Here is a 21,576-nt window from a genome sequence, read left to right as displayed (position 1 = left end):
CACGCACGGCGAGCGAGTATATGTCGCGCCCCTTCTCTCACAATTCCCGCCAGGGAGGATCCGTTCGCATGCTGGCTCGCGGACGGGTTAGACGGCATGATCCGGATTCGACCATGACGCCTTACGCACCCACAGGCTTTCAGCAGCGCTCCTCTCTGGCCCGCGCGGGCGGGGAGGCGCCGTGAGGATGGACCTCCTGGCGGAGCAGCGCGGGCGTGTCCTGGTGCTGGCGGAGAAGGGCCCGGGCGCCGCGTTGCTGGAGCGGCTCACCGCGAGTGGCTATCAGTGCGCCGCCGCCGAGAAGGCCACGGGCCTGGAAGAGGTGGTGGATCAGCTTCAGCCCGAGGTGGTGCTGCTCGCGGTGACGGCCAAGCGGGCCGCGGCGCTGCTGGAGTCGGTGCGCAAGGTGGACAAGCTGCAGCGACTGCCCGTGCTGGTGGACCAGGGACGCACGCGCTCGGCGGGGGCCTTCAAGGAACTGCCGGTGGACGACTTCGTTCGCGGCGCGGACGAACTGGTGCCGCGGCTGGAGTCCGCCCTGCGCGCGTGGCGGTTGCGTGAGCGCGAGGAGCGGATCCGCCTGCGCATGGGCATGCTGTTGGAGATCACCCAGGCGGCGACCAGCTCGCTGGAGCTGGAGGAGATCCTCCGCATCGCCGTGGAGAAGGTGGGCCGGGTGACGGGAACGGACCGTTGCTCGGTGGTGCTCGTGGAGGGAAGCCACGCGCGCACCGCCACCGTGGTGGCCACGCAGGAGGATCCGAGCCTCGTTCAGCTCGACATCGAGGTGGCTCGCTATCCGGAGCTGCGGCGCGCGCTGGAGACGCGCCAGCCGGTGTTGATTGAAGAGGCGCAGCGGGATCCGCTGATGGCCGAGGTGCGCACCTCGCTCTTGCCCCTGGGCGTGAAGTCCATCCTGGTGCAGCCGCTCATCTGCCAGGACGATCTGCTGGGCGCGCTGTTCCTGCGCGTGTCGCGAGTGGACGCGTCGTTCGGCCGGGACGAGCAGGAGTTCGCTCAGGCCGTGGCCGGCGTGCTGGCCAACTCCATCCGCAACGCGCGCCTGCACACCGCGGTGAAGAAGAAGCGCGAGGACCTGGAGCTGGCGTACGTCGAGCGCTACCGCGAACTCAACGAAGCCAACCGGCGCCTGAAGGAACTCAACCGGCTCAAGGATGAGATCATCGCGGTGTGCAGCCATGACCTGCGCGCGCCGCTGCAGGTGCTGCTGGGCCATGGCCGCCTGCTCCTCGAAGGGCCGCTGGAGCCCCAGCAGAAGCAGTCCGCCGAGGCGATGATCCGCCAGGGCCGGAAGATCCTCACGCTGGTCGAGTCGCTCTTGGAGAAGGGGAAGGGCGAGGCGGCGCGGTTGTCCATCGAGCCGCGCGTGCTGGACGTGGCGCAGCTGTGCCGCGACGCGGTCAGCGAACTGGAGATCCTCGCGGCCGAGCGCGGCGTGTCGCTGCGCTCCGAGTGCCCGGACAGCCTCATGCTCATCGGCGATGAGATGAAGCTCCACGAGGTGCTCCAGAACCTCATCAGCAACGCCATCCAGCACGCGAGCGCCTCGGGCGAGGTGGTGGTGCGCACGCAGCGGCTGTCGCGCCCGGATGGCGACGCGGTGCGGGTGATGGTGTCCGACGACGGCGTGGGGATTCCGCCGGACGAGCTGCACCTCGTGTTCGACCGCTATCGCCATGGCCCGAAGGGGACGGGGCTGGGGCTGGCCATCTGCAAGGAGTTCGTCGAGCTGCACGGCGGAGAAATCTGGGCGGAGAGCCCGGCCGAGGGCGGCTGCACGTTCGTCTTCACGCTGCCGCTGGCGCAGGAGGCGGCGCGTAACCCCCGGCCGCAGCCCGCGCCCAGCGCCGTGCCCGAGCAGCCGCGCGTGCTGGTGGTCGAGGATGAGCCGGAGATCGCCGCGGTGCTCACCGAGGTGCTGCGCTCCAAGTACCGCGTGGAGGTGGCGCGCGACGGAGCGGAGGGCCTGGCCAAGGCTCGCGCGACGCGGCCGGACCTGGTGGTGATGGACGTGTTCCTGCCGAAGCTGGACGGCCTGGACGCGGCCATGCACCTGAAGTCCTCCTCGGACACGGCGCACATCCCCGTCATCCTGCTGTCCGCCCACCAGGGCGTGGCCGACAAGGTCCGCGCGCTGAACCTGGGCGCGGTGGACTACATGAGCAAGCCGTTCAACGCGGTGGAGCTGCTCAGCCGCACCGAGCGCGCGCTCAAGCTTCGCCAGGGTGAGAAGGAGCAGCAGGAGAAGGCCTCGGCGCTGCAGAAGCGCACGGGGAGCGACCCGTCCACGGGCCTGCACGACCGGCGCGGGCTGCTGCTGCGGCTGGAGCAGGAGGTGGCGCGCAGTCGTCGCTACCACCGCGCGCTCAGTCTGGCGGTGCTGCGCCCGGACCGCTTGGTGGACACGCTGCCGTCGAACATGGGTGACGTCATGCGCAAGCGGGTGCGCCACCCGGATGCAATCGCCCACTTGGGCAGTGGTGTCTTCGCGGTGGTGTTGCCCGAGTGCAACGCCGAGGCCGCGCGCACCGTCATCGGGCGGCTTCTGCCTGATGTCGAAAAGGTGACGTCCATTGAATACCGCTCGGCGGTGGCTGACGTCAGCCAGGACAGTGACCCGGTGGAGAAGCTGCTCGAGAAGTTGGGCGCCCCGCCGCTCGAGGTGGCCTGAGCACCCTGCGCGCGGGCGCCGGGCGGAGTAGAGTTCAGGGGGCGTGCGCCCCGTCCTGACCTCCGCCCGTGTCATCCTGCTGCTGTGCGCCCTCACCGCCGAGGGCGCTTCTGGGGCGGGCCGCGCGAAGCCGCCCCGGGTAGACCGCGAGGCCATGCGCGAGGCCATGGACGCGGCCGCCTCGGACGACGGCTCGACGGCATCGTCCGCCAGCTACGCACACTTCCTCCAGTCCCGACTGATGCACTGGGACGGCGACCACCGGGGCTCGGTGGACGAGCTGCGGCTGGCCCTGGCCACCGATGATGGCAACCCGCTGCTGCTCACCCGCTTGGGCGAGGAGTACGCGCGGGCAGGAGACCTCGACCGCGCCGAGCGCGAGCTGAAGCGCGCCGTGGAGAAGACCCCGACGTATTACGCGGCGCACGTGATGTTGGGGCGCGTGCTGCTCGAAGGGGGCCGCCTGACTCGCGCTCGCCAGCACCTGCGTCGCGCCATGTCATTGCGTCCTCGCGAGCCCGAGGCCTATCTGGTGTTGGCGCAGCTCGAACTGGAGGGCGGGGCGCCCGCCGAAGCCGTGAAGGTCGTGGATGCGCTCGCGGTGGCGCTCCCAGGGGAGGCCTCGGGATACCAAAGACTGGGGTTGGCCCTGGCCGAGCGCGGCGACCCGGCCCGCGCTGAGCGCCTCTTGCAGAAGGCCACGGAGCGCGACCCCGCCGACGTGGACTCGTGGACCGCGCTGGCGCACCTGTATGACGGAGCCGGCCGCGCGGCGGAAGCCGAGGAGGCGCTGGCGAAGGCGCTCCAGGGAGATCCGGATCGCCATGACGTCCTGCTGGCCGCGGGCCGCGCGGCACTCAAGGCGGGGTCGCCCGTTCGAGCGCGCGCGTACTTCGACCGCTTGCTGTCGCTGACGGACGAGCCGGAGACGGCGGTGCGCGTGGCGTTCAGCTATCTGTCCGCACGCCAGACGGACGCCGCCGCCGAGGTGCTGGACACCGCGCGGAAGGTGGCCCCGAGCGAGCCTCGGCTCCCGTACTACCTGGGGCTGGTGCTGGAACGTCAGCGCCGGTTCGGCGATGCGGCCGGCGCCTTCGCGGAGGTCCCCGCCAGCGCCGAGGTCTTCGCGGATGCCCGCACGCGTCGGGCCCGCTGTCTCTCCCTGGCCGGAGAGCACGCGCGGGCGCTCGCGCTGTTTCGCGCCGCGCAGCAGGACGCCCCGGAGGACATGGACCTGCGCGTCCTCTTCGCCCGAGCGCTGGAGCGGGGTGGGGCGCCCGCCAAGGCGGAGGCCCTGCTGCGCGAAGCGCTGACGAGCGCCTCCCCTCCGCTCGTGTACGACGCGTTGGCCGCGACGCTGGAGCGCCAGGGCAAGGGGGCCGAGGCGCTGGCGCTCTTGAATGGGGCGCTCGCGAAGTCGCCGCGAGATCAGGGCCTGCTCTATGCGCTGGCCGCGGCGCTCGAGCGACAGGGGCAGCTTGATGCCGCGCGGGCTCGGATTCGTGAGCTGCTCACGGTGGAGCCGGACCACGCCTCGGCGATGAACTTCCTGGGCTATCTCCTGGCGTCCTCCGGGCGCGAGCTGGACGAGGCCGAGCGGCTGGTCTCACGCGCGCTGCGGCTTCGCCCCGACACGGGGGCGTTCCTCGACTCGTTGGGGTGGGTCTACTTTCGTCGCGGAGAGACCCAACGGGCCGTGGACGCGCTGGAGCGCGCCGTCGAGCTGGCCCCGGACGAGCCCGTCATCCTCGAACACCTCGGTGACGCCTACGCGCAGGCCCGGCGCTCCACGGACGCGGCCCGGGTCTGGCGCCGCGCGGTGGAGGTGTTGGCCCTGGAGCCCGAAGCGGCCGAGCCGGCCGATCAGCGTTTGGGCCTCGAGCGGAAGTTGAAGGCGCTATCCACCGCCGCCACGGGCCGCTAAGGTCTCGCCTCTATGCCGCGTCACGACGAAGGCTTCTTCACCGCGAAGGATCAGACCCGGCTCTTCTGGACGCTGGACCTGCCCGAAGGTGAGCCGAGGGCCCATGTCGCCGTGCTCCATGGCTATGGTGACCACGTGGGCCGCTACCGCCCCGTCATCGACGCGCTCGTGGCGGATGGCTTCGCGGTGCATGGCGTGGACTATCGCGGGCACGGTCGGGCGGATGGTCGTCGCGGGTACTGCGCGAAGTGGCCGGACTATCTGGCCGACCTGGACGGCTTCTGGCAGCGGGTGCGTCGCGAGGCGGGGACGAAGAAGACCTTCCTCCTGGCGCACAGCCACGGTGGCTTGATGGCGGCGCACCAACTGGCGCGCGGCATGGCGGGCCTGTCCGGCGCGGTCCTGTCAGCCCCATACCTCAAGCTGGCCATCACCCCGCCGGCCCTCAAGGTCCTGGCCGCGCGCGTGGTGGGGAAGGCCGTGCCGTGGTTGCAGCTCAAGACGGAGCTCAAGCCAGAGGACCTGAGCCGCGACGTTCAGGTGCAGCGCGCGGTCCGCGAGGACCCGCTGTACAACCCGACCGTGACGCCGCGTTGGTTCATCGAGTCCACCCAGGCCCAGGCCCAGGTGGCGCTGTTGGCGCCGAAGATTCAAGTACCGCTGTTCGTGCTGTGTGGCTCGGAGGATGGGGTGGCGGCGCCGGCGGCGGCGCGAGCCTTCTTCGAGGCGGCGGGTACAGCGGACAAGAAGTTCAAGGAGTATCCCGGCATGCGCCACGAGCCTCTGAACGAGGTGGGGCGCGAAGAGGTGTTCCGGGACATCTCCGGCTGGATCTCCGCGCATCTCTGACATAATCAGAGCGCCCGGCTCCCGACGGAGCAGGCGCTTGACGAGGGTCACCGCATGGCAACGGGTGAGACGGGCATCATCGGCAAGGGCATCGTCATCAAGGGCAACCTCACGGGTGGAGGTGACCTGGTCATCGAAGGGCGGGTGGAGGGGCAGATTGCCCTGAAGAACCACCTCACCATCGAGGGCACGGGTCGCGTCCAGGCGGACATCCGCGCGGAGGAGTTGACCATCAATGGCGAGGCCAGCGGCAACATCGACGCGTCCACGCGCGTGGCCATCAACGCCTCGGCGAAGGTGGCGGGCGACATCAAGGCGCCGCGCGTGGTCATCGAGGACGGCGCCGTGTTCAACGGCTCCATCGAGATGGACGTGAAGTTGCCGGACGACATCTAGCATCCACCGGCCCAACCGGGCTCCCAGGCGCACCACCTTCAAGAGGGGCGGACAACACTCATGGCGAATACGGTCATTGGTTCGAGCATCGTCATCGACGGTGAGATCTCCGGCGACGAGGACCTGGTCATCCAGGGCACCGTCAAGGGGAAGATTTCCCTGAAGGAGAGCCTCTTCGTGGAGGGCTCCGGCGTCGTCGAGGCGGACATCGAGACGCAGAACGTGGACATCGCCGGCCGCGTGACGGGCAACATCGTCGCCAGCGACAAGGTCGAGCTGAAGACGGACTGCCGCGTGGTGGGCGACATCAAGGCCCCGCGCATCCTCATTGCCGACGGGGCCTCCTTCAAGGGCAACGTCGACATGGACATGAAGGAGCGCTGATTCGTGGCCACCGCGAAGGATCTGGGAGCGAGCAACACCGTCGACAACACCGTGGTGGGGCCTTCCATCCTCATCAGCGGCCGTCTGACGGGTGACGAGGACCTCACGGTCCGCGGGCGCGTCGAGGGCGAGCTGACGCTCAGCCGGACCCTCATCGTCGAGCCCTCGGGCGTGGTGAAGGCCAACGTGGCGGTGAGGAACGCCATCGTCAGCGGCGTGGTGGTGGGCAACATCAACGCCACCGAGAGCGTGGAGCTGACCCGCGAAGGCCGCATGGTGGGCGACATCCGCGCCCCGCGCGTCATCATCGTGGACGGCGCCAGCTTCCGCGGCCGCGTGGACATGGGCGACGTGGAGCCGGGCCGTCTGCCGGCCGAGCGCCCCGTGGTGGCGCGTCCGACCACCACCACCCGCCCCACCATTCGCCCGGGCGCCACGCCGCCGCGGCCGCCGGTTCCGCCCGCGCGTCCCGCGCCGACCCCGCCTCCGGCCCCGCGCGCCGCGCCCGCCCCGACGGTCGTCAGCCGCCCGGTCGGTAAGCCGCTGCCTCCGCCTCCGCCTCCGGCCCCCGTCGCGCCGCGGCTCCCTGAGCCCCGTCCGGCGGCTACCGAGCAGGCTGGCGGTGCCAACGCCCCAACGCCCATGCTGATGGGTGCTGGTGCGAAGAAGAAGGTCGTGGTGAAGAAGAAGACCCGCTAGAGCCTGCCCGCGCCGCGAGTTCAAGCGGCGCGGCGGCAGGAAGACGAGGGGTGCCACCATGGACGCCGAGCACAGGGTTGAGGGACAGGAAGGGATGACGGGCACGCCAGAGGGAAGTCCGCCGTCGACCTCCCCCGAGGCGGCGGCCGTGCCGCATTCCCCGGGGGAGTCGCCGCGTCCGGAAGAGACCGCGCAGCCACCACCGGAGGCCGCGCAGTCCGCGTCCGAGGGGGGGCCGCCACCGTCGGGCGAGGGGAGCGCCGCGCCGTCCTCCGTCACGGAGGCCGCGGCGAGCGCGCTCACCGAGGCCGCCAGCCAGGGCACCGAGTCCGTGGGTGACTCGGCGGCGTCCGTGGCCGAGGACTCCGCGCGCTCCGAAGCGGCCGCGCGCTCTGAAGCGGCCGCGCGCTCCGAAGTGGCCGCGCGCTCCGAGGATGCGCCGGCTGCGTCCGAGCCACCGTCCGACGCGGAGCCCTCGCGGGGCGAGCCGCGCCGGGTGGGGCGGGTCTCCACGGTGATGCTCGCGCTGGAGAAGCTGGAGGATGCGCCGCGGTTCCGGTTGCGAGCCGAGGGGGACATCTCCGGGCTGGCCACCGACATCGCGCGGCTGGGGCAGCTCTTCCCCGTGGACGTGCGCCCGGTGGGAGACGACCGCTACCAGCTGGTGTGCGGCTTCCGCCGGGTGGCGGCGCTGCGCTTCTTGAAGCGCGACGAGGTCCAGGCGCGTGTCCACGAGCATCTCTCGGACGAGGACGCGCTGCTCCTGTCGCTGGCCGAGGCCATCCACTCGGAGCCGCTGGACCTGGAGGTCCTCGAGGCGAAGCGCGAGGCGCTGGAGTCCGAGGGCCGGCTGACGGCGCCCGTGCGCGACATGCTGGAGAAGGCGCTCGCGACCGAGGAGTCGCTGGCGCCCGAAGGCGTCGAGGAAGAAGTCGACGCGGATGAGCTGGCAGGGGACGTCGCGCAGCGGATGGGCGCGCTCAACCAGGACCTCTCGCTGCTCGCGGATGTGTTCGCCGCGCTGGATGAATCGCGCAAGGCGGAGTTGTTGATGCAGTTGCGGTACGCGTCCGAGCTCGTGGCGTACCTGGAGGGTCTGTAGTCATGGTGGAGCCACTCGCGCGCGATCGCACCCGTTTGCTGGAGCTGCTCACGGAGCGCTCCTTCGAGCGCCGGCGCGTGGTGCTGTCGTCGGGCAAGGAGTCGGATTTCTACATCGACTGCAAGCGCACGGCGCTGCTCGCCGAGGGGCACTTCCTCATCGGCCGGCTGTTCCTGGACGCCATCCGTCGCGAGGCCCCCACCGCGGTGGGCGCGGGCGGCCTGACGCTCGGCGCGGATCCACTGGCCTCGGCGGTGGCGCTCACCAGCTACCTGGCGGGCCAGCCGCTCCATGCGTTCATCGTGCGCAAGGAGCCCAAGGGGCACGGCACGGGCCAGTGGATCGAGGGGCTCTCGGCCCTGGGCCCGGGTGCACCGGTCGCCATCCTCGAGGACGTCGTGACGACGGGCGGTTCCACGCTCAAGGCCATCGAGCGCGCCCAGTCCGAGGGGCTCAAGGTGCTCGGCGCGTTCGCGCTCGTGGATCGCCTGGAGGGGGGACGCGAGGCGGTGGAGGCCACTGGCCACCGGCTCACCACGCTGTTCACCCGCAAGGACTTCATTCCGTGAGAAGGCTGCTCGTCGCGGTGCTGGTGGTGCTGTCGGGGGCTTGTGCCAGCACGCCGCCGCTCGTCGGTGAGCCCGCCCCCACGCTGGATGACCCCAAGGCCGAGGCGGCCTACCGCACGGTGTTGGATCGCTACTCCGCGCGCGACGAAATCTACGATGGCTTCGACACGCGCATCTTCACGGGCGCGACGCTCCTGACCCCGGCCTTCCGCGAGGCGCGCGTGCGCCGCCAGGGGCTCTTTCAGGTGCTGCCCGCCGCGAAGGTGGAGTCACTGCTCGCGGACGAGCTGTCGGAAGCGGCCAGGTTCCACGAGTTCTTCCTCGGCGTTCACGTCAACGACTACCGCTACGACGACTTCGCGCAGAAGCGCTCCATCTGGCGGTTGGCGCTGGTGACGCCTTCGGGGGAAGTGACTCCGGTGGAGGTGCGCCGTGTAGGCCGCGCCGACCTCAACCTCCGGGCGTACTATCCGTACACCAGCGTGTTCTGGGTGGGCTACCGCGTGCGCTTCCCCACCACGTTCGCCAACGGCCAGCCGGTGATTCCGCCCGGCACCGAGCACGTCATGCTCCGCGTGGCGTCCACGCTGGGACAGGCCGAGCTGAAGGTCTCCGCGCGTTGAGGCGCGGTGCTCGCCCTCAGGTCTGCTCCGGCCGCCGCAGCCACTTCTCCACTCGGGGCAAGGTAGGCCCCTGGAGCAGCCGCTCCACCAGCGAATGGGCCTCCGGGCTCACCGCGTAGGGGATGGACTGCGCCTCGGGGACGAAGCCCGCGTCCACCATGCCGCGCACCATGGCCAGCAGGGGCTGGAAGTAGCCGCCCACGTCCAAGAGCCCCATGGGCTTCTGGTGCAGGCCGAGCTGGGCCCAGGTGGTGATTTCAAACAGCTCGTCCAGCGTCCCGAAGCCGCCGGGCATCGCGATGAAGGCGTCGGAGCGCTCGGCCATCAGCGCCTTCCGCTCGTGCATCGACTCCACGAAGATGAGCTCGCCCAGGTTGCTGTGCGCCAGCTCCTTCTCGCGCATGAAGCGCGGCAGTACGCCCACCACGTGGCCGCCTGCCTTCAGCACGCCATCGGCCACGGCGCCCATCAGCCCCACGCGCGCGCCGCCGTAGACGAGCGTCAGGCCCCGGCGGGCCAGCTCCTGGCCCAGCGCCGTGGCGGCCTCGAGGAACTCAGGCCGTGCCCCTGGCCGCGAGCCACAGAAGACGCAGACGCTGCGGACGTTTTCACCCACGGACTTCGTCACGGAATGCCTCGTCGCTCGGGGTGGGCCGCCAGGAGCGCCACCACCGCGGTGATGAACAGGATGAGCGGCAGCGCGCGGGCGTACACGCGCGGGCCCATGCGCAGCGCCAGGCCGCAGGGGAGCCCGAAGAGGAAGCCGCCCAGGTGTCCGGCCCAGCTCACGCCGGGCAGCAGGCTGATGACGGCCACCTGCGCCAGCCAGAAGCCCAGCTCGCGCCGCCCCTGGCGGGTGGCCACCGGCAGCATGGCGCCGCCCCACCCGAGAATCATCCCCGAGGCGCCCACCGTCACGACGTTGAAGTTGAAGTAGAGGGACGACGCGGCGGCCCCCAGCGCGGTGACGAGCGACAGCCCGAGGAAGCGCAGGCTCCCGATGCCGCGCTCCAGGGTGAAGCCCAGCGTCACCACCACCGACATGTTGAACAGCAGGTGCATGGCGCCGCCGTGCTCGAACACGGCCCCGAGCATCCGCCAGTACTCGCCCCGCTGGACCAGCGGGCCAAAGAGCGCCAGCGGGGCGAGCGAGCCCACCGTCGTCCCGTTCGCATCCACGAGAGGCCGGGCCAGGGAGCGGTCCAACACGAACATCGCCACCGCGCCCGCGATGATGCCGTAGCACACCCAGGGGCGAGGCCGGGGACCGGGACGCGGTTCCGGCGGCGGCGGCTCGCCCGAGGCACCACCGGGCTCATCGAGGATGCGGCGCGGGCGCGACATGGGCGCTCACAGCCCTCGGGACAGGACGGTGTCCCGCTGTCCGAGGTGGTCGTCCGAGTGGGGATAGTCGAGGGTGAAGTGCAGGCCGCGGCTCTCCTTGCGGCGACTGGCGCAGTCGACGATGAGGTGCGCCACCTCGGCGATGTTGCGCAGCTCGATGACGTCGCGGGTGACCTTGAAGCGCCAGTAGTAGTCGCGAATCTCCTCGCGCAACAGCTCCAGGCGCCGGCGCGCGCGCATGAGCCGCTTGTCCGTGCGAACGATGCCGACGTAGTTCCACATCAACCGGCGAATCTCGTCCCAATTGTGGCTCACCACGACGCTCTCGTCCGAGTCCACCGCGCTGCCCGCATCCCAGGGCGGCGGCTCCTCCTTCGGGTGGGGCAGGGAGGCGAGCTCCTCCGACGCGGCGCGCACCGCGCGGTGGCCGAACACCAACCCCTCCAGGAGCGAGTTGGAGGCGAGGCGGTTGGCGCCATGCAATCCCGTGCTGGCCACCTCGCCCACGGCATACAGCCCCGGCACCGAGGTCCGCCCAGTGAGGTCCGTCACCACGCCACCGCACTGATAGTGGGCCGCGGGCACGACGGGAATGGGCTGCGAGGCCATGTCGATGTTGAAGGCCTTGCACGTGGCGTAGATGTTGGGGAAGCGCTCGGTGAGGAACGCCCGCCCCAGGTGCGTCATGTCCAGGTAGACGCACTCATCACCGGTGCGCTTGAGCTCCGCGTCGATGGCGCGCGCCACCACGTCGCGCGGGGCGAGCGCCCCCATGGCGTGGTAGCGCTCCATGAACGTCTGGCCGCCCTTGAGCCGCAGCTTGCCGCCCTCGCCGCGCAGGGCCTCGCTGATGAGGAAGCTCTTGGCCTCGGGGTGATACAGGCAGGTGGGGTGGAACTGGTAGAACTCCATGTTCGCCACCTGCGCCCCGGCCCGGTACGCCATGGCCACGCCGTCGCCCGTCGCCACGTCCGGGTTCGTCGTGTACAGGTACACCTTGCCCGCGCCGCCCGTGGCCAGCACCGTCACGCGCGCCAGGAAGCGCTCGATGACGCCGCTCTCCAACAGCGCGTACACCCCGAGGCAGCGGCTGCGTCCGTGCGACGACGAGCGCGGGTCCAGGATGAGGTCGATGGCCGCCGTGTGGGGGAAGAAGGTGATGTTGGGCTGCTCGTCGCACGCGGCCAGAAGGGCGCGCTCCACCTCGCGGCCGGTGATGTCCCCCGAGTGGATGATGCGCCGGGCGGAGTGGCCGCCCTCACGGGTGAGGTCGAACTCGCCGCCGGTGTGCCGGTTGAACTCCGCGCCGAGCGCCACCAGCTCCTTCACCCGGTCCGGCCCCTCGCGCACCGTCACTTCCACCGCGTCGCGGTGGCACAGCCCGGCGCCCGCCACGAGCGTGTCCTCGATGTGCGCGTCGAACGAGTCCGACGGCGCGAGCACGCTGGCGATGCCTCCCTGGGCGTGAACCGTGTTGCCCTCGCCGCGCGCTCGCTTGGTGAGCACCGCGACCGTCCCGTGCCGGGCCGCCTGCAGGGCGAACGAGAGTCCAGCAACACCACCACCCAGGACCAGGAAGTCGAAGCGATGAGGCATGGACGACAGCCTTAATGGTGGTAAGTGCTGGAAACAAGGCGTTTTCTTGAGGACTTTCCGGCCCTTGTCTAAGGTTCCGGCGCTGCCATGCGTGCCATCTCCGCGCTCATCGCCACGGTCCTCTTCGTCGCGCCTGTCGCGTCGGGGGCGGAGTCCATCTACCGCTACGTCGAGAAGGACGGGACCATCGTCTATACGAACGTCCCGCCCGCCAGTGGGCGCAAGGCTCGGCGGATGCAGGGCGCATTCGCTCCCGCGCCCTCCAAGAGCGCGCCGGTGCAGGCCCGGTCGAAGACCCCGCCGGAGTTGGATCCGCACATCGCCGCGGCGGCCCTGCGCTATCGCATTCCCACGGCGCTCGTGCGCGCCATCATGCACACCGAGAGCAACTACAACCCGAACGCGCTGAGCTCCAAGGGCGCCAGCGGGTTGATGCAGCTCATGCCGGCGACCGCGTCGGACATGTACGTGAAGGACATCTTCGACTCGAAGGACAACATCGAGGGCGGCGTGCGCTACCTGCGCGTGCTCGCGAACATGTTCGACGGGGACATGGTGAAGATGATTGCCGCGTACAACGCGGGCCCGGACGCCGTGCGCAAGTATGGCGGGAAGGTGCCCCCGTACACCGAGACGCAGGAGTACGTGCGCAAGGTGCTCCAGCTCTATTACCACTACAAGGAGCGCGAGCGGCCCGCGCAGGCCGGGGGCCGCGAGCTCACATCCGAGAATGACGACGCGCGCGAAGGGACGGGGGGAGACGAGCCCCGCTGAAGACGAGTTCCTCCAGCAGATGCACCGAGGGGGCGAGCTGCTCGCCGCCAACAAGGTCATCGAGGCGAAGGCGTTCCTGGAGCGAGCCCACCAGCTCCAGCCCCGCAACGAGAAGGCGCAGAACCTGCTGGGCCTGACGTACTTCAAGCTGGGCCTGTTTGACCGCGCGGCCGAGCTCTACGAGATGCTCGTGCGCGACAACCCGGTGGACCCCACGCTGCGGGTCAACCTGGGGCTCGTGTACCTGAAGACGAACGCGCTCCAGCGCGCCGCGCGCGAGTTCGAGACGGCCACGGACCTGGCGCCGGACCACCAGAAGGCCCACAACTACATGGGCCTGACGCTCGCGCAGATGGGCGAGTACGGCCGTGCCCGCGAGCACTTCCTCCTGTCCGGCAGCGATGCCATGGCGGAGAAGATGACGCGCGCCATCGCGGGGGAGGCCTATGCCCGGGCGCCCACCCCCGCGCCTGTCCGCTCCCGTCCGACGCCCGCGCCCATCGAGCCCTCCGCTCCGGCCCCCGCCCCACGCGGTGCCGCGGGAGGTGGAGCGGGCGAGAGCGACTGGGGCGCCCAGTTCGGCCTGGACGAGCGGGCCTCTTCCGGCGCCGCGTCCGCCCCGGTGGAGGAGGAGATCCGCTTCGCCGAGGACGAGGGGCCCAGTGCCCTCGCGGAGACCGACAGCGCGCCGGACGCGCCGATGGACGCCCTGGGGCCCGCCGAGGATGTCTCGGTGTCCGATGACGAGCAGGGGCCGGACGTCACCTTCGAGGAGACCTCCGCGGCGCTCGGAGGCAGTGAGGCGCTTGCTTCGCCCGAGCCTCCCGTGGCGCCGCCCGCCGTGGACGCGGTTTCGCCGCCAGCGGTTCCGGGGCCGGCGATGGTCCTGGCCGAACTGGCCCCCCAGGTCGCCCTCGAGGAAGGCGAGGCGGGGGACCCGTTCGTCCTCGGCTCGCATGGGTTCTCCGTGCGGGTGGAAGGGGAGCTGCTCACCCGACTGGAGGGGCTCATCGCCTGGCGAGGGACGCTCGCGTTCCAGCCTGAGGTGAAGCGCTTCCGCGGCCGGGCCACCGACAAGCCGTTCGGCGAGGGACCCTCCCGGATGGTGCGCGCCAGCGGCCAGGGCGTCCTCTTCATCGAGCCGGCGCCGCATCGGACGTTCCTCGCGGTGGACCTGGGCGAGGAGTCCGCCTACTTCCGCGACGAGTGCGTGTTCGCCTTCGAGGAGCCGGTGATGTTCGAGAACGGGCGCGTCCCGTCGGACATCGCGCCGGACCTGGACCTGGTGCACCTGCGCGGGCAGGGCCGCGTGCTGTTGAGCCTGGGCGGTCCCTTGCGCTCGGTCCCCGTGCGACAGGAGGCGGCGGTGGCGGTGCCGCTGTCGCACCTGGTGGGCTGGCAGGGCAACCTCACGCCGCGCATCGTGCCGCTGCTCAAGTCCCCCTCGGGGGAGACGCTGCGGACGGCGGTGGAGTTGAGCGGTGAAGGTTTTGCCCTCATCGCGCTCGGTGTTCGCTAGAAGGCGCCCATGGCCATAGACCGAGCGACCCGGAAGCAGCGCAGGGAAGAGCGGGCCCGGCGGCGCGCGGAGCGCCGTCCCAGCGTGCTGGTGCAGGAGTTCTGGAACCTGCCCAACATGCTGACCCTGGGGCGCATCCTCCTCATCCCGGTCTTCGTCTGGCTGACCTACGACGCGGATCCGCTCCACTCGCTGGCCGCCGCCGCCGTGTTCGCCGTGGCCTCCATCACCGACGTCATCGATGGCTACCTGGCCCGCCGGTGGAACCTCATCACCGTGGTCGGCAAGTTCATGGATCCCCTGGCCGACAAGCTCATCGCCATGGCGGCCCTGGTGATGATGGTCCGGCTGGGACGAATCGCCGCGTGGGTCGTCATCGTCCTGCTGGCCCGCGAGTTCATCGTCAGCGGCCTGCGCACCATCGCGGCCAGCGAGGGCATGGTCATCGCGGCGGGGCAGGAGGGGAAGTGGAAGACGTCCCTCCAACTCGTCGGCATCATTTCACTGTGCGTCCATTACGTGCACCCCTTGGACCTGGGGTTCCGCACCGTGCCTGTCGACTACAACCAGGTGGGGAAGGTGCTCGTGTATCTCTCGGGCGCGTTTTCACTCTGGAGCGCAGTCGTCTACTTCCGTGCGTTCCTCGCCATGCTCGCCCGCCGTGGCGGGGCGGCGGCGGATGCGAAAAGTGTTTGACGTGTCGGAAGCAGCTCTGTATACCCCATCTCACTTCCGGCGCGGCGCTGCCGAGCGGAAGCGGCGGGCAGCAACGCAGTACCTGATGCGGGAATAGCTCAGCGGTAGAGCATCGCCTTGCCAAGGCGAGGGTCGAGGGTTCAAATCCCTTTTCCCGCTCCAAAACGAAGGCCCCCTGGGAAACCAGGGGGCCTTTTTGTTTTCCGGGGGCCGGGCCGCCGCCGCAGGTCGGGCGAGCCCGTCTCCGAACTCACAAGGTGTGGCAGGGAAGCGAAGCAGGCGACGCGGGGTTCGGTGGCCTGCGTGGTTCCTGGGGAGACGGGCCGGTCCCCAGCGGGAAGGGCGCAGCGCGGGGTCCCCTGTTGCCTCGCATCCTGGCTTCGCCCTGCTATATGAAGGCCGCTCTCATGATCCGCCTCGTCCGTGAGCTGTACCAGTACCGGGGCCTGCTGCTCAGCCTCGTCCAGCGCGAGCTGAAGGCGCGCTACCGTGGCTCGTTCCTAGGGTTCTTGTGGACGTTCCTGAACCCCATGCTGCACATGATGGTGTACGCGCTGCTGTTCACCGTCGTGATGCGCAACAACACGCCCAACTACGCCTACTTCATGTTCGTGGGCCTGTTGCCGTGGATCTGGTTCAGCAGCTCCATTGGTGGCGGCGCGAGCGCCATCAGTGACCGCCGGGACTTGATGACCAAGGTCCGCTTCCCGGCCCAGGTCCTGCCGACCACCGTGGTGGTCACCAACCTGTGCAACTACGTGCTGTCGCTGCCCCTGATGTTCCTGATGGGGGCGCTCTACGGCCAGTGGCCCACGTGGCACATCATCGCCTTCCCGGCGGTGGTCCTCATCCAGCTCTGCTTCACCACGGCGCTGACGTACATCCTGGCCGCGGTGAACGTGACGTTCCGGGACCTCCAGCACATCGTCATGAACCTCATGACGCTGTGGTTCTTCGCCACGCCGGTGTTGTTCCAGCTCTCCACGATTCACAGCGAGAGGATGCGGATGCTGGTGGGCCTGGTCAACCCGATGTCCATCATCATCACGTCCTACCAGGCCATGTTCTACGAGCACCGCCTGCCGGATGGTGAGCCCTTGTTGATCCTGGCCGTGTGCTCGGTCGCGCTCCTCTGGGCCTCTTCCTCCATCTTCGAAGCCCGCCGCGAGGAGTTCGCGGAGTCGATTTGAGTCCCCCCGCCATGCAGACGCTGCCATCCGACGACGCCATCGTCCTGCGCGATGTCGTCAAGAGCTTCAAGAAGCGCACCATCCGGGGCGAGTACACGACCTTCAAGTCCGAGCTGCTGCGGTGGTTGCGCGGCCAGCGCTTGCCCAAGGAGAAGGGGCTCATCACCGCGCTGCGGGGCATCAACCTCGTCATCCCCCGGGGGAAGACGGTCGGCATCATCGGCCGCAATGGCTCGGGGAAGAGCACGCTGCTCAAGCTCATCACCGGCATCTACGCCCCCACGTCCGGAGAGATGCAGATCAACGGTCGCATCTCCGCGCTGTTGGACCTGGGCGCGGGGTTCCACCCGGACTTCTCCGGCCGCGAGAACATCCTCATCAACGGCATCATCCTGGGGATGTCGCGCGCGGAAGTTCGGGCGCGCATGGATGAGATCATCGCCTTCAGCGAACTGGGCGAGTTCATCGACGAGCCGGTGCGCACCTACTCCAGCGGCATGTACATGCGCCTGGCGTTCTCGGTGGCCACGCACGTGGACCCGGACATCCTCATCATCGACGAGATCCTCGCGGTGGGCGACGAGCACTTCGCCAAGAAGAGCCTCGCGAAGATGACCGAGTTCAAGGCGCAGGGAAAGACCATCGTCCTGGTGACCCATGACCTGGGCACGGTGGATCGCTGGTGTGACCTGGTCGCGTGGATCGACGGTGGCTACATGCGCCGCGTGGGCCCGCCGGCGGAGATCACCAAGGAGTACAAGCAGGCCATCGCCCTGGCCGAGGCTCAGTCGGTGGTCTTCACGCCGCCCGCGCTGACCGAGGGGGGCGGCGCCCTGCCTCAGGTGAACGTGACGCCGGAGCCCGCTCCCGTGGCCGCGCCGTCGCCGGTGCGCATCACCGGCGTATGCTGGAAGGGCACGACCGGCGAGCTCGTGGAGGCGCTGACGCCCGAGCAGGGCGCGGAAGTCTGCGTCGAGTACGCGGCGGACGCGGGGTGCTCGGACGCCGAGTTCGAGCTGTCGCTGCTGTCCTCGGATGGCCGCACGCTCTATGAGACGAGCACGCGGATGGAGTCCGTGGCGCTCCCCCAGCACCTGCCGCCCGAGGGGCGCCTTCGCTTCGTGATGGAGCGGGTGGGGTTGCTCGCGGGCGAGTACGTGCTGCGCGTGACGGCGCGATGCGCGGGCTCCACGGTGGTGGAGCGCCGCACGTTCCAGGTGTCCGCGCCGCAGGTGGATCGCGGTGTGTTCCGGCCCGTGCATCGGTGGGTGGTGGAGGACGCGGCCGCGGCGAATCGCCCGGCCTCGACGCAGGCCAACAGCGTGGCCTCGTAGGTCCGGGGCGGCCGTAGCAGGGGAGGGCGCGGTGAAGACGATTCTGGAGAGGCTGGCCGGGGAGCCAGCGGCGCCGGACGCGGCGCCGGACGCGGGGGACCTGGCGCGGATGGTGGCCGTGGTGCGGCGGCTGCTCGACGAGCGCCGGCCGTGCGCCTCCGAGCGGTGTGAGGAGATCACGGCCCTGGAGGCCACGCTGCGCCTGCTCACCCAGGCGCTGCACCAGGCTCGGCCCTCGGGTTCTCTTCCGCTGTCGCCGCTTCAAGAGGCCGCGCGCCTCTCGGTGCCGCACGAGTTCGAAGTGCCCGCGTCCCATCGGGCGCGCTTCGGGCGGGTGGTGACCGCCACCAAGCGTGCCTTCGTCGATGGGCTTCGTCCGCTCCACGTGGAGGCGCTGCGGCCTCAGGCGGACTTCAACAAGGCCGCGGTTCGCGTGTTGGAGCACCTGTCAGTGCACCGCGGGCTGGGCCTGCGCGAGACGTTGGCGCCGTGGGTCCGCCAGCAGTTGGAGGCGAAGGCCGACCCCACGCGCTGGCAGGTGGTGCGCTCGCACCGAGGCGGTGCGTTGGGCTCGGTGGTCCAGGCCGCGAAGCGCTCGTACCTCTCCGCGGTGGGGCCGGTGCTGGAGGCGTTGCTCGAACGTCAGCGGGGTTGGAACACCGCGCTGGTGGAGGCCCTGGTCACCGCGGCGGGGCCCGTGCCTCCAGATGAGGCCACTGCGGCGCGGCTCATCGCGGAGCTGTGTGGCCAGGTGGATCCGCTGCGCGCGGATGCGCTCCCCAAGGTCCTACGGGCCGCCTCTCCCCTGTGGGGAGAGCTGCTGCGCCGTCAGTCGCGCTTCAACGAACAGGTCGTGCTGGCCCTGGCGGGGGTGTTGGGGACGCGCACGCCCGCGCCCCAGCCTCCGGAGCTGGGAGACTTCGCGGGGTGGTGCGCCCGACGTGAGCCGGGGGAGATTGCCGCCGCGCGCGACGCCGTGGCCCAGTTGGAGCGCCGGCCGCTCGTCTCGATTGTCACCCCGGTCTACGACACGCCCGAGCCGTTCTTCCGCGAGTGCCTCGCGTCCGTCCGGGCGCAGCTCTATGGCGAGTGGGAGTGGGTGCTCGTCGATGACGCGAGCCCGGCGCCGCACGTCGCGCGGATGCTGCGTGAGGCCGCCGCGAGCGACTCGCGCATTCGCGTGGTGTCGCTGGAGCGCAACGGCGGAATCGCCCGGGCCACCAACGCGGGGCTCGCCGCCGCGCGGGGCGAGTTCGTGGGCTTCCTCGACCATGACGACACGCTGGCGCCGCATGCGTTGGCGGAGGCCGTGCTCGCCTTCTCGGTGGAGCCGTCGCTGGACGTCGTCTACAGCGATGAGGATCGGCTCGACTCCGAGGGGCGGCGCACCGCGCCCTTTTTCAAGCCGGACTGGTCGCCGGACCTGCTGCGCTCGGTCAATTACATCTGCCACTTCGTGGTGGCGCGCCGCGGCCTCCTGGAGAAGGTGGGCGGGCTGCGCGAGGGCTTCGACGGCTCCCAGGACTACGAGCTGGTGCTGCGCCTGAGCGAGGCCACGCGGGGCATCGGCCATGTGCCTCGGTTGCTGTACCACTGGCGCGCCCATCCCTCCTCGTTCTCCAGTCAGTCCGCGGGGCTGACGCGGGCCTCGGACGCGGGGGCGCGCGCGCTGCGTGAGCACCTGGCGCGCACCGGTGAGGCCGCCGAGGTGTCGAGCCCCGCGCCCACGCAGTATCGGGTTCGGTACCCCGTGCGTGGCGCACCCAAGGTCTCCATCGTCGTTCCGTTCAAGGACCGGCCGGACCTGCTCGACACGCTGGTGACGTCGCTGCTCGGGCTCACCGCGTATCCGAACTACGAGGTGCTGCTCGTCTCCAACAACAGCACGAAGCCGGAGACGTTCGCGCTGCTGGAGCGCCTCACGGATCCACGGCTCGTGAAGCTCACGTGGGACCACCCCTTCAACTACCCGGCCATCAACAACTGGGCGGCGAAGCAGGCGACGGGGGAGCTGCTCCTCTTCCTCAACAATGACATGGAGGTGGTGGACCCTGGCTGGTTGGAGGAACTGGTGTCCCAGGCCCAGCGCCCCGAGGTGGGCGCGGTGGGCTGCAAGCTGCTCTTCCCCGAGGGGACGGTGCAGCACGCGGGCTGCGTCGTGGGGCTCACGGGCTTCGCGGGCCACCCGTTCTGGCGGCTTCCGGACGCGCCCGTGGCCACGCCCTTTGGCCATGCGCAGTGGACGCGCAACTGGCTGTCCGTCACCAGCGCCTGCGTGATGGTGCGCCGGGCCGTCTGGGAGGAGCTGGGCGGCTTCGACGAGCGCTTCCAGGTCTGCGGCAGCGACGTGGAGCTGGGGTTGCGGCTCAACCGCCAGGGGCTGCGCGTGGTGTACACGCCGCACGCGCGCCTCATCCACCATGAGTCCGCCAGCCGCCGCGCGGATGCCATTCCCGAGTCCGACTACTGGTGGTCCTTCGTGGCCTACCGGCCGTGGTTGGGCCCGCGCGGAGACCCGTTCTACAACCCCAACCTCACGCTGCGCGGCACGGACTGCGTGCTGCGCGAGCACGAGGAGGACGGTGAGGCGTTCGCGGTGCGCACCCTCGGCCGCGACGTGCCGAGCGCTCAGGATCCCGCGTTGGAGGAACGCGCCCGCCAGCAGCGGCACCTGGTGGAGCACCTGAGCGAGTTGGACTTCACTCCGGAGGAGGCGCGCCGCTCTCGCGACGAGGCGCCCAGGGCCCTGGCCTCGCTGCGCTCGCGCGGCCGGGTCGAAACGGCGACGTGGTTCGTGCCCGCGTTCGGCCATGTGTACGCGGGCGTTCAGACCCTCTTCCGCTTCGCGGACTTGATGAATCGGCGCCATGGCGTGCGCAACGACTTCGTCATCTACGATCGGCCGGGCGCGCGTCCGGGGGACTTCGAGGCTCGCGTGGCCGCGACGTTCCCCTCCGTCGCGGGGGCGTTCCGCGTGCTGTCTGGCCCCGCGGAGCTGGCCTCGCTGCCCGCGTGCGACCTGGCGGTCGCCACGTATTGGACGTCCGCCTATCAGGTCCTCCGGCACCCGCGCGCGGCCGTGCGCGCGTACTTCGTGCAGGACTACGAGCCGATGTTCTTCGCCGCGGGGACCCAGTGGGCGTTGGCCGAGCAGACGTACCTCTTGGGCTTCCAGGGCCTCTTCAACACGCCGGGCCTGCGTGACCACGTGGCCGCGCAGCACGGAATGGGCGGCTTCGCCTTCGAGCCCGCGGTGGAGGGCGACGTGTTCCATGCGCGGCGCCCGGCCCGCTCGGGGCCCGTGCGCGTGTTCTTCTACGGGCGCCCCGGGAACGAGCGGAATGGGTTCGAGCTGGGGCTCGCGGCGCTGGCACGGCTCAAGCTCGAGCTGGGCTCGGCCGTGGACATCGTCACGGCGGGGGCGGAGTGGAACCCCGAGTCCTACGGCGTCCGAGGGCTGGTGACGAACCTGGGCGTGCTGCCCGCGGAGCGCACCGCCGCGCTCTATCGCGAGTGCGACGTGGGCCTGTGCTTCATGTTCACGAAGCACCCGTCCTATCTGCCCCTGGAGATGATGGCGTGCGGCGTCTGCGTGGTGACCAATGACAATCCCGCCAATCATTGGTTGCTGCAGGACGGGGAGAACTGCCTGCTGGCCGCGCCCACCGCGAGCTCGGTGCTCAGTCAGTTGCGGCGCGCGGTGAGTGATTCCTCGCTGCGTCAGAGATTGGGCGTGAGCGCCGCCGAGCGCGTGCGTCGCACGACCTGGGAGTCAGAGGCGGATCGGATGATGGACCATCTTCTCGGGCGCACGGTCCGGCAGGCATAGGGTCTGCTCGCATCAGGACCTGGGGGCGCGCGTCGATATTGACCCCGGGAGACTGG

Annotated in this window: 18 protein-coding genes and 1 tRNA gene; 16 read left to right on the top strand and 3 right to left on the bottom strand. The window is 70.2% G+C overall.

The window, feature by feature from the left end:
* Positions 1-187: 187 nt before the first annotated feature.
* From KRR26_RS13160 to KRR26_RS13120, 9 genes are read left to right on the top strand one after another with little or no spacing between them, the layout of a single operon-like run.
* On the top strand, positions 188-2,692 hold the full coding sequence (locus KRR26_RS13160) for an ATP-binding protein (protein WP_120208769.1): 2,505 nt from the start codon (positions 188-190) through the stop codon (positions 2,690-2,692).
* A 43-nt stretch (positions 2,693-2,735) separates the two neighbouring features.
* The gene (locus KRR26_RS13155; RefSeq protein ID WP_407931716.1) at positions 2,736-4,616 is read left to right on the top strand and encodes a tetratricopeptide repeat protein; all 1,881 of its coding nucleotides are present in this window, start codon (positions 2,736-2,738) and stop codon (positions 4,614-4,616) included.
* Between the two features lie 12 nt (positions 4,617-4,628).
* Entirely contained in the window at positions 4,629-5,465 is an 837-nt protein-coding gene (locus KRR26_RS13150; RefSeq protein WP_217079972.1) for an alpha/beta hydrolase, read from the top strand.
* Between the two features lie 54 nt (positions 5,466-5,519).
* The gene (gene bacN, locus KRR26_RS13145) at positions 5,520-5,861 is read left to right on the top strand and encodes a bactofilin BacN (RefSeq protein ID WP_120208773.1); all 342 of its coding nucleotides are present in this window, start codon (positions 5,520-5,522) and stop codon (positions 5,859-5,861) included.
* Between the two features lie 60 nt (positions 5,862-5,921).
* The gene (locus KRR26_RS13140) at positions 5,922-6,245 is read left to right on the top strand and encodes a bactofilin family protein (protein ID WP_120208774.1); all 324 of its coding nucleotides are present in this window, start codon (positions 5,922-5,924) and stop codon (positions 6,243-6,245) included.
* A gap of 3 nt (positions 6,246-6,248) precedes the next feature.
* Entirely contained in the window at positions 6,249-6,944 is a 696-nt protein-coding gene (gene bacP, locus KRR26_RS13135; protein WP_120208780.1) for a bactofilin BacP, read from the top strand.
* 58 nt (positions 6,945-7,002) lie between these two features.
* Positions 7,003-8,046, top strand: coding sequence for a ParB/RepB/Spo0J family partition protein (locus KRR26_RS36765; protein WP_236068563.1), 1,044 nt, complete (start codon positions 7,003-7,005; stop codon positions 8,044-8,046).
* A 2-nt stretch (positions 8,047-8,048) separates the two neighbouring features.
* A complete protein-coding gene (pyrE, locus tag KRR26_RS13125) occupies positions 8,049-8,615 on the top strand; it encodes an orotate phosphoribosyltransferase (RefSeq protein WP_120208783.1) in 567 nt (188 codons plus the stop codon).
* Entirely contained in the window at positions 8,612-9,238 is a 627-nt protein-coding gene (locus KRR26_RS13120; protein ID WP_120208784.1) for a hypothetical protein, read from the top strand. Before pyrE ends, KRR26_RS13120 begins: the two co-directional genes overlap by 4 nt.
* Before the next feature lie 16 nt (positions 9,239-9,254).
* On the opposite strand, the gene KRR26_RS13115 is transcribed toward KRR26_RS13120, so the two are convergent.
* From KRR26_RS13115 to nadB, 3 genes are read right to left on the bottom strand one after another with little or no spacing between them, the layout of a single operon-like run.
* Positions 9,255-9,866 (bottom strand): LOG family protein, encoded by a 612-nt coding sequence (locus tag KRR26_RS13115; RefSeq protein WP_328707117.1) that lies wholly within the window; start codon positions 9,864-9,866, stop codon positions 9,255-9,257.
* On the bottom strand, positions 9,863-10,582 hold the full coding sequence (locus tag KRR26_RS13110) for a rhomboid family intramembrane serine protease (RefSeq protein WP_217079971.1): 720 nt from the start codon (positions 10,580-10,582) through the stop codon (positions 9,863-9,865). The genes KRR26_RS13115 and KRR26_RS13110 overlap by 4 nt, the downstream gene beginning before the upstream one ends.
* 6 nt (positions 10,583-10,588) lie before the next feature.
* The gene (gene nadB, locus KRR26_RS13105; protein WP_120208788.1) at positions 10,589-12,178 is read right to left on the bottom strand and encodes an L-aspartate oxidase; all 1,590 of its coding nucleotides are present in this window, start codon (positions 12,176-12,178) and stop codon (positions 10,589-10,591) included.
* 87 nt (positions 12,179-12,265) lie between these two features.
* Between nadB and KRR26_RS13100 the strand changes: the two genes are divergently transcribed.
* The 7 genes from KRR26_RS13100 (at position 12,266) to KRR26_RS13070 (ending at position 21,520) form a co-directional block, all read left to right on the top strand.
* Entirely contained in the window at positions 12,266-12,952 is a 687-nt protein-coding gene (locus tag KRR26_RS13100) for a lytic transglycosylase domain-containing protein (RefSeq protein ID WP_217079970.1), read from the top strand.
* Positions 12,909-14,471 carry a tetratricopeptide repeat protein gene (locus tag KRR26_RS13095; protein ID WP_120208791.1) on the top strand — a complete coding sequence of 521 codons (1,563 nt, stop codon included), beginning with the start codon at positions 12,909-12,911 and terminating at the stop codon, positions 14,469-14,471. The genes KRR26_RS13100 and KRR26_RS13095 overlap by 44 nt, the downstream gene beginning before the upstream one ends.
* Before the next feature lie 9 nt (positions 14,472-14,480).
* Entirely contained in the window at positions 14,481-15,167 is a 687-nt protein-coding gene (gene pgsA, locus KRR26_RS13090; protein WP_120208792.1) for a CDP-diacylglycerol--glycerol-3-phosphate 3-phosphatidyltransferase, read from the top strand.
* An 87-nt stretch (positions 15,168-15,254) separates the two neighbouring features.
* Positions 15,255-15,329 (top strand) — tRNA-Gly (locus KRR26_RS13085).
* 245 nt (positions 15,330-15,574) lie between these two features.
* On the top strand, positions 15,575-16,357 hold the full coding sequence (locus KRR26_RS13080) for an ABC transporter permease (RefSeq protein ID WP_120208794.1): 783 nt from the start codon (positions 15,575-15,577) through the stop codon (positions 16,355-16,357).
* 20 nt (positions 16,358-16,377) lie between these two features.
* Positions 16,378-17,691 (top strand): ABC transporter ATP-binding protein, encoded by a 1,314-nt coding sequence (locus KRR26_RS13075; protein WP_120208957.1) that lies wholly within the window; start codon positions 16,378-16,380, stop codon positions 17,689-17,691.
* Positions 17,692-17,722: 31 nt separating this feature from the next.
* Positions 17,723-21,520, top strand: a complete 3,798-nt coding sequence (locus KRR26_RS13070; protein ID WP_328707116.1) for a rhamnosyltransferase WsaF family glycosyltransferase — start codon at positions 17,723-17,725, stop codon at positions 21,518-21,520.
* Positions 21,521-21,576: the final 56 nt, after the last annotated feature.

The organism is Citreicoccus inhibens (genome assembly GCF_019039035.1).
Taxonomy (GTDB): Bacteria; Myxococcota; Myxococcia; order Myxococcales; family Myxococcaceae; genus Citreicoccus; species Citreicoccus inhibens.
This window is presented reverse-complemented; position numbering and strand designations above follow the sequence as displayed.